The sequence below is a fragment of the Candidatus Viridilinea mediisalina genome, assembly GCF_002532535.1.
Classification (GTDB): domain Bacteria; phylum Chloroflexota; class Chloroflexia; order Chloroflexales; family Chloroflexaceae; genus Viridilinea; species Viridilinea mediisalina.
Genome location: NZ_NQWI01000185.1, coordinates 1 through 6422 on the forward strand (window position 1 = coordinate 1; position 6422 = coordinate 6422).

Annotated in this window: 5 protein-coding genes; 2 read left to right on the top strand and 3 right to left on the bottom strand. The window is 60.3% G+C overall.

Features of this window, described 5'->3' with window-relative positions:
• Window positions 1-161: 161 nt before the first annotated feature.
• The 3 genes from mnmA to CJ255_RS20720 all read right to left on the bottom strand — a co-directional run bounded on the left by mnmA (window position 162) and on the right by CJ255_RS20720 (window position 3050).
• Window positions 162-1259: a tRNA 2-thiouridine(34) synthase MnmA gene (gene mnmA, locus CJ255_RS20710; protein WP_097645980.1), complete on the bottom strand. Its 1098-nt coding sequence runs from the start codon at window positions 1257-1259 to the stop codon at window positions 162-164.
• Between the two features lie 98 nt (window positions 1260-1357).
• Window positions 1358-2416, bottom strand: a complete 1059-nt coding sequence (locus tag CJ255_RS20715; RefSeq protein WP_097645981.1) for a sugar phosphate nucleotidyltransferase — start codon at window positions 2414-2416, stop codon at window positions 1358-1360.
• A 10-nt stretch (window positions 2417-2426) separates the two neighbouring features.
• On the bottom strand, window positions 2427-3050 hold the full coding sequence (locus CJ255_RS20720) for a hypothetical protein (protein ID WP_124682035.1): 624 nt from the start codon (window positions 3048-3050) through the stop codon (window positions 2427-2429).
• 220 nt (window positions 3051-3270) lie between these two features.
• Between CJ255_RS20720 and katG the strand changes: the two genes are divergently transcribed.
• Together katG and CJ255_RS20730 are read left to right on the top strand one after the other, a co-directional pair.
• A complete protein-coding gene (gene katG / locus CJ255_RS20725) occupies window positions 3271-5466 on the top strand; it encodes a catalase/peroxidase HPI (RefSeq protein ID WP_097645983.1) in 2196 nt (731 codons plus the stop codon).
• Between the two features lie 275 nt (window positions 5467-5741).
• A complete protein-coding gene (locus tag CJ255_RS20730; RefSeq protein ID WP_097645984.1) occupies window positions 5742-6308 on the top strand; it encodes a Uma2 family endonuclease in 567 nt (188 codons plus the stop codon).
• Window positions 6309-6422 lie beyond the last annotated feature (114 nt).

The following is a 6422-nucleotide window of genomic DNA, read 5'->3' on the forward strand; positions in this document are numbered from 1 at the left end:
CGCGAGGGCGCGAAGACGCGAGGGCGCGAAGACGCGAGGGCGCGAAGACGCGAGGGCGCGAAGACGCGAGGGCGCGAGGCTTCGCCTCACGCATCCCCGCATCCCCGCCTCACGCCTCACGCCTCACGCATCCCCGCATCCCCACATCCCCGCCTCACGCCTCACGCATCCTCCACATCCCCAAAGCGCATGATCATCCCGCCGCCCAACACCCGCTCGGCGGCGTAGAAGACAGCGGCTTGGCCTGGGGTGATCGCGTTGAGCGCTTGGTGGAGTTGCACAACGAGGCGACCCGCGTCCACGGGGGTCACAGTGGCGGGGGCGGCCTCGGCGTGGGCGCGGACTTGCACGAGGCAGTCGAAGGGCGCTGCGGGCCATTGATCATCGCAGAAACTGGCTTGCTCCACAAAGAAGCGGTCGCGCACAATGGCTTCACGCGGGCCGACCACAAGGGCGTTGCGGGCTACATCAAGGGCAACGACATAGCGCAGGTCGCCGCCGCCGAGCCCCAAGCCACGGCGCTGCCCAATGGTATAGAGCGGTAAACCTTGATGCTGACCAAGTTCGCGCCCCGCCAGATCCACAATTGGCCCGGGGCGCAAACTATCGGGCGCTTCTTGGCGCAAGAGGTTACGGTAATCGCCAGCAGGCACAAAACAGATATCCTGGCTCTCAGGCCGGTTGGCGCTCTCCAAGCCACGCGCCGCAGCCTGGGCACGCACCTCAGCTTTGCTCATGCTACCAAGGGGAAAGAGTAGGCGGGCCAGGTCGCGCTGCCCGAGCATGTGCAGCACATAGGATTGATCCTTGGCATGATCCACTGCACGCCACAGTTGGTAGGGTGCCTCAGGCGTAGCCGGGGGCACAATGCGTGCATAGTGGCCCGTGGCGACATGGCTAAAGCCCAGCGTTTGGGCGCGGGCCAAGAGAGCCCGGAACTTAATCTCGCGGTTGCACTCTAAGCACGGATTCGGCGTAAGACCTTGGGCATAGGTACGCACAAAGTGTTCGACCACAGCGCGCCGAAACTCCTGCTGGTAGTTAAAGACATAGTAGGGTATGCCCAACTGGGCACAGACCCGCCGCGCACTCTCGGCCATATCGGTAGAGCAACAGAGGCTCTCATGCAAGGGATCGTTGTCATCACCCTCCCAGAGGTGCAGGGTGACGCCAACCACCTGATGGCCCTGCTCGACGAGCAGCGCAGCGGTGAGGGAACTGTCTACCCCGCCGCTCATAGCGACCATGGTCTGATTCATGGCGGCATTATACCATTTGGGTGTGACCAACATGTGTAGCTAGGGTGTGCGAGGGAACCAGGTTCCCTCGCGCTCCCCCCTCCGTCCGAGCCGCCAGGCTACTGCACAATACTCTCCCCGACCACTGCTGTATTTGGCGCAACGGTGGCCTGGTAGCCCACAATCGCGCCCCGCGTGATCAGGGTGGTGCGCTCGAGCGTGCCACGTAGCTCGGCGGATGGCTGGAGGTGATCGAGGCGCACGGCGTGCAACACTGCTCCCGCACCAACCGTAGCCCCCTCATCGAGCCACGAGGCGTTGATCTGCGCCCCTGCGCCTACCTTGGAACCTGCGCTGAGGACGGAGGCGTTGATGCAGGCATTGGCCTCAACGATCACATTGGGGCCAATAGCACTTGGGCCGCTAATCTGGGCACTGGGGTGAATCTGGGCAGTGGGATGGATAAAGCATTGAGCAGCATGCTGGCGCACTACAAGGAACTGTGCGGCGTTCAGCGCCTCCCACGGGTTGCCAACCGGCACCCAATAGCCCGTGCAGACATGGGGGTGAATGGGATTCGTCGCAGCCAAGGCGCTAATCAGGTCGGTCAGTTCCAGTTCGCCACGGGGCGAAGGCGCAATCTGGGCAAGCAGGGGAAAGACCGCCGCATCAAAGCAATAGATGCCCGGATTGGCCAGCGCGTTGGGCGGCGGCTCGGCGGGCTTCTCCAGAATCCCGACCACGCTGCCATGCTCAAGCTGCAAGACCCCAAAGGCGCGCGCATCGGCCACTGGCAGCCCGGCCACCCCATAGCGCCCCTGAGCCACCCCCACAACATCCTCGCGGGCGATCAGGTTATCGCCATAGAGCAGAAAAAAGGGCTCATCAATCGGTGCAGCGGCCAAGAGCGCCCCCGCCGTGCCATTGACCACCGTCTGGTGCATGTAGCGCAGGTGCATGCCGCGATACTCCGCGCCAAAGGTTGCAGCAACCTGATCGGCACGATAGCCAACCACAAGGGTTACCCGTTCAACCATACCTACTAGTTCGTCCAAGATATGAGCCAGCAGCGGACGATCAAGGAGTGGAATAAGGGGCTTGGGGCGTTGCAACGTCAACGGGCGCGTGCGCGTTGATTCACCAGCCGCAAGGATCACTGCGTGACGGGGAAGAGGCATGGGGGTACTCCTAATGACGGCGCGAACTGCCCAAATAGATACCAGCAGCAATGAGGAGCAGTGGCCCTAAGAGCATAAAGAGGCTCGGACCTAGTATGGCGGGTAGGTTGCTCAGAGCGGCAAGCATCCCCACTGCAAACAGGATTACCGCCGGAATGACGGGCCAGATGCTTTCATGCTGAAATAGGGCACGGCCCAAGCCAAAGATGCCCAGGAAGCCTAAAGCTAAACCCCAAAGAACTGCTGGCCCGCCTACCAGTGGTTCAAAGATAACGCCAATACTTAAGCCGCTCAGAATGCTCCCCGGAATGATCAGCCCATAGATGCGTTGCCAGAAACCAAAGAAGAAGAAGACCGAGCCGATGGTGAAGAGCACCATGCCTGCGCTAAGGTTAAGGCTAACGTTGAAGAGTTGGCCCACAATGAGCAGTGCCCCTAAGCCGATCAGCAATAAGCCCATGCGCGGCGTAGGTTGGACATCGGGGTGTACACTCATTGGTGTGGAGGGCTGTCCCAGATGCTGTGTCTCCATCCCTGCCGAAGAGCGTTCAGCCCGGCGTGCTCGTTCAGTGTCTTGCTCAGTATAGTGTTCCTTCATGCTTGGCCCCACTTCTTTACAAAGAAAGTTCTTCATCACCTCACCTTGGTGATATGACGCAGACAAGTGGGGTTGGGTTGCAATTGAATCTAAGGAGCGTGAATAGGGCTTTGGGATGTTCGGGATGCCTCTCAGTCGCATTCAAGCTAAAGCGGTAGCACAAGATTCGCATGGTAGAATGTTACGAAACCTCGCCGCTGGCGCGGCGGGAATGTTGGGGCAAACCCCAAACCCCACGATAATGGAGTATGAAACAATGAGCAACAGTGGCAAGTGCCCGATGGCGGGCCGTGCAGCCCATGTGACCGCTGAACAGGGACGTTCTAACCGTGATTGGTGGCCCAATCAACTCAATCTGGGAATTTTGCATCAACACGCGCCCGCTTCCAATCCGTTGGGGACCGATTTTGACTATGCCGAGGAGTTCAAAAAGCTCGATTTTGCTGCGTTGAAGCAGGATCTTTATGAGCTCATGACCGATTCGCAGGATTGGTGGCCCGCCGATTGGGGCCATTACGGCGGCCTCTTTATTCGTATGGCGTGGCATAGCGCCGGGACCTACCGCACCGCCGATGGGCGTGGCGGTGGTGGCACCGGCAACCAGCGCTTTGCGCCGGTGAATAGCTGGCCCGACAATGGTAATCTCGATAAGGCCCGCCGCCTGCTCTGGCCGATTAAGCAGAAGTATGGCAATAAGCTCTCTTGGGCCGACCTGATGATCCTCGCGGGCAATTGTGCCCTCGAATCCATGGGCTTCAAGACCTTCGGCTTCGGTGGGGGGCGTGCCGACATCTGGCAGCCTGAGGAGGACATCTATTGGGGTAGCGAAGAGACTTGGCTCGGCGATAAGCGCTACAGTGGCGAGCGCGAACTGGAGAACCCGCTGGCAGCGGTGCAGATGGGCTTGATCTATGTCAATCCCGAAGGGCCCAACGGCCAGCCCGATCCGGTTGCGTCGGGGCGCGATGTGCGCGAGACCTTCGCCCGTATGGCGATGAATGACGAAGAGACGGTTGCGTTGACGGCGGGCGGCCATACCTTCGGCAAGGCCCACGGTGCGGGCGATCCGGCCCTCGTTGGCCCAGAGCCAGAGGCGGCCCCGCTTGAGGCCCAGGGGCTCGGTTGGATCAACAAGTTTGGCACGGGCAAAGGGGCCGATACGACTACCAGTGGCATCGAAGGCGCATGGAAGCCCTTCCCCACCCGTTGGGACAATGGCTACTTCGAGATGCTCTTTGGCTATGAGTGGGAACTGGTCAAGAGCCCGGCAGGTGCCTGGCAGTGGGTGGCCAAGGATGTCAAAGAGGAGCATCTGATCCCTGATGCCCACGATCCCACGAAGAAGCATCCGCCTATGATGACCACGGCGGACATGTCGTTGCGCTACGATCCCATCTATGAGCCGATTGCGCGCCGCTTCTTGGAGCATCCAGAGGCTTTCGCTGATGCCTTTGCGCGCGCATGGTTCAAGTTGACCCACCGCGACATGGGGCCCAAGTGTCTCTACCTTGGCCCAGAGGTGCCAGAGGAGGATCTGATCTGGCAAGACCCCATTCCGCCCGTGGATCACCCGCTGATTGAGGCCGCCGAGATTGTTGAACTGAAGACGCTGCTGCTCAATTCCGGCCTGAGTACGGCGGAACTGGTGGCAACCGCGTGGGCTTCCGCCTCCACCTTCCGTGGCTCCGATAAGCGCGGCGGGGCCAATGGCGCACGGGTTCGCTTGGCTCCCCAGAAGCACTGGGCGGTCAACCAGCCTGAGCAACTGAGCAAGGTGCTGGGCGTGTTGGAGCAGATCCAGCAGCAGTTCAACAGTACCCAACAGGATGGCAAAAAGGTCTCGTTGGCCGACCTGATTGTCCTCGGCGGCTGCGCGGCAGTCGAGGCGGCGGCCAAGGCTGCCGGCTACCCCGTGGAAGTCCCCTTCACACCAGGGCGTATGGACGCCACCCAAGAGCAGACCGACGTGGCCTCGTTTGAACCGCTAGAGCCACAGGCCGACGGCTTCCGCAACTACCTGCAGCAGACCTTCAGTGTGCAGGCCGAAGCGCTGCTGGTGGATCGGGCCCAACTGTTGACCCTGAGTGCGCCAGAGATGACGGTGCTGGTTGGTGGCTTGCGCGTCTTGGGGGCCAATGTCAACCAGACGAAAGACGGCGTCTTCACTGAGCGGGTTGGTACGCTCAGCAACGACTTCTTCGTCAACCTGCTCGACATCAACACCGAATGGCAGCCGACGAGCGAAGCGGGCCAAAGCTTCGAGGGGCGTGATCGCAAGACCGGCGCAATCAAGTGGACCGGCACGCGGGTTGATCTGGTCTTCGGCTCCAACTCGCAACTGCGCGCCCTCGCCGAAGTCTACGCCCAAGCCGACGCCCAAGCGAAGTTTGTACGCGACTTTGTGGCGGCCTGGAACAAAGTGATGAACCTAGATCGCTTTGATCTGGCTTGAGGTTATACCAACTACCCTTGAACATGCCGTATTATCAAGAACGCTAAAGCTTATTGGGACGCCATGTTCGGCAATCTGCAATCTGCAATCTACAATCGTAAATGGTATTATACCAACTTGCGAGGACGGGAAGAGGTGAAGAGACGAGGGCTTCGCCTCTTCCCGTCCTCGCTTCTGCGCCTCCTCGCATCCACATGCTTAAGGTCGGCAAACACCTGGTTCTCCAATCTGAAATCTGAAATCTGAAATCTGAAATCTCCAAAAGGAGCAACCCCATGATCGTCTCCTCGCATCTCACTGTGGCGGCACTCGAGGGCTTGCCCGACGATGATGGCAAGCGCTATGAATTGCTCGAAGGAGAACTGCACGTGACGACCCAGCCGAGCTTTGAGCATCAATTGGTCGCTGATGCGGTGTGTCGTGAGCTCTATCTCTGGAATCGTGTTCATGGTCAAGGTGGTTTGGCAGTCAGTACGCCTGGGGTGATTCTCGCCGAGGATGAAGCCTTTGCCCCCGATGTGGTCTGGTATAGTGCCACACGACGCGCACGGCACCAACGGGCCGATGGCAAATTCTATGGCCCCCCCGATCTGGCGGTTGAGGTACTCTCACGCGGCCAGAAGAACGAGCAGCGCGACCGGGTCTTGAAGCCGGCTCGCTATGCCTACTGGGGGGTAACCGAGTATTGGCTGGTGGATCGCTTTGCCCGCAATGTGGTGGTGCATCGGCTTGCTGGCCCCCACTATGCCATTGTGGCGACCCTTGCAGCCCATGCGACCCTCTCATCGCCCTTGTTGCCTGAGTTTGCCTGTGAGGTGGGTGCGTTTTTTATTGATCTATGATCACAAAGGGCGAGGAGGCGAGGAGGCGAGGACGCGAGGAGGCGAGGACGCGAGGACGCGAGGACGCGAGGACGCGAGGACGCGAGGACGCGAGGACGCGAGGACGCGAGGACG